Here is a 2,131-nt window from a genome sequence, read left to right as displayed (position 1 = left end):
ACTAAAAAGAATAGAGTAGGTTGCTAACTTTAAGATTTCAGGACGAGACCCAATCAGGTTTGACGGGTCTACAAACTTGAAGGTCAATGCTAAAGGAACTAAGGTCAAGACAATCAAGGGAAGTGTGCTTATGAAGTAGTTAACATCTTGTTTGCGTACTTGGAAGCTATAGCCGAAATGCTCACGGCCTAGTCCTAATCCATGAATAACCACTGCAACAAAAAGATTTACACCTATGAAGGTACCAAAACTGAAGAAGGGAATTGAGAACCAAAATAAGACACCCAAGCAGGCAATAGTTAAAAATAAATCAAACACCATCAGTTTACTAGCAGAAGTTTTCTTAAAAATAGATAAATTCATTAAAAAGAATATAACAAAGTACCCAATACCAATGTAGTATCCTTCAAAGCTATTAGAACTGTTTGAGAAGGACGTGTGACTCAAAACCATATATACAAAATTAATAATAAGCAATATAGAGAGTTCGAAGTTCTGTCGAAATACCGCTATTAAATTTCTATGTCTCCTAATTTCTGAAGTTGTCTTACGAAGCCTTAGCATTAAGAAAGGAATTCTCAGTACTACAAAGACTCCGGCGATGAACAAAGCAGTATTAATCCAAAATTTATCTTTAAGAACTAAGTTACTCATTTGGTCCAACCAGATAAACTTATCAGGACTGAGTTCCAGAAACCTTACTAAACTGATGTAACCTAACAGCAGCGTACATGCTAATACTTGAAACTTAATTCCATCTCTTTTCAATAAATTCCTAGTAACTTCAGAGCCTAAAGGTGTTGCCAAGAAAAATATGGGTCCACAGAAAACAACGGTTGATGAAGCTTCTATGACCTTGTCAAGAGTAGTCCACCCCTCGTAGCCTTCAAGACTTAACCTTAAGATGACGGCGATAAACCAGGCAAGACAAGCAAAAACTGCGAAAATAAGCTCGTTCCTGCCGTTATATTTCTTTGGGTGAGTAAACTCACAGCGATTGAATAAGAAATTTAAGTTCATTTTTCTCTAAAATTCTACGATTTTAGGCTTTTTTATGCTTGGCAAGTCCAGCTTTTCACTAGGTTCTATTATCCCTAAACTCTCAATAATGGATCGCTACGTCGCCATGGAGTTGGCAATGCCATTTCTTTTCGGTGTCTGTGCTTTCTCTGGAGTTGGTTTAGCGATCGGTACACTTTTTGATTTAGTTCAAAAGGTGACAGAGTCAGGGCTACCATTGCTGAGCGCCCTGCAAGTATTTTTATTTCAGATGCCCAGTTTCGTTGTTCTAGCTTTTCCAATGTCAACTTTGTTGGCTACATTAATCGTTTACGGTCGGTTATCAGGGGACAGTGAGATTACTGCACTCCGAGGGTGTGGTGTCAGTATACGTAGGTTAGTTCTGCCCGCGATTGTGTTGAGCTTGGTGGTGACCGGCACAACTTTTATGTTTAATGAGTTGGTTGTTCCTATCACAAATTATCAAGCTTCGGCGATTTTGGATCATGCTTTGGATCAAAACAGACCCTCGTTTCAAGAAAAGAACATTTTTTATAGAGAGTTTACGGGCGATGAACTCTCACGGGTATTCTATGCTCGTCGTTTTGATGGACAGCGGATGCAGGGCCTGATGGTTCTTGATTTCACTAAAGGCAGTTTGCGGCAAATATTAGCTGCGGAGCAAGCAACCTGGAGTAATAAGCACCTGTGGAATTTCCTCAATGGTACGATCTATGACGTTGCGGGCGATGGTTCTTACCAAAGTATTTTGAACTTCGAGCGTCACTCTTTAGAGCTATCTCGGGTTCCCCTTGATCTGGCGATAGAGAATCGTCAGTCTGAGCAAATGAATATTGCTGAAGCTCAGCAGCATCTGAAGCTATTGAAGCAGAGTGGAGACCAAAGAGAAATTCGAAAGCTGAGACTCCGAATCCAGGAAAAGTATGCCTTGCCGCCTGTGTGTATTGTTTTTGGTCTGGTTGGAGCTGCACTTGGAACCCGACCTCAGCGTGCCAGCCCAGTTACGGGGTTTGGGATTAGTGTTGTGATTATTTTTAGCTACTACTTGCTCGCCTTTATTAGCAGTTCCCTGGGCGAGGCAGGAGTTTTTGACCCATTTGTGTCTGCTTGG

At 40.9% G+C, this 2,131-nt stretch carries 2 protein-coding genes; one reads left to right on the top strand and one right to left on the bottom strand.

Annotation, left to right across the window (positions count from 1 at the left end; genetic code table 11):
- Positions 1-1,020 (bottom strand): hypothetical protein (locus ACEW80_RS18275; protein WP_373527954.1); only part of this gene is annotated, 1,020 nt, incomplete at its 3' end.
- Positions 1,021-1,108: 88 nt separating this feature from the next.
- Here ACEW80_RS18275 and ACEW80_RS18270 point away from each other — a divergent pair.
- Positions 1,109-2,131, top strand: a 1,023-nt coding sequence (locus ACEW80_RS18270) for an LptF/LptG family permease (protein ID WP_373527953.1), incomplete at its 3' end; no start/stop codon positions are given.

The sequence above is a fragment of the Nostoc sp. genome, assembly GCF_041747015.1.
Lineage (GTDB): Bacteria > Cyanobacteriota > Cyanobacteriia > Cyanobacteriales > Nostocaceae > Nostoc.
The sequence above is the reverse complement of the archived record's forward strand: the minus strand, read 5'-3'. Positions and strand labels throughout refer to the sequence as shown.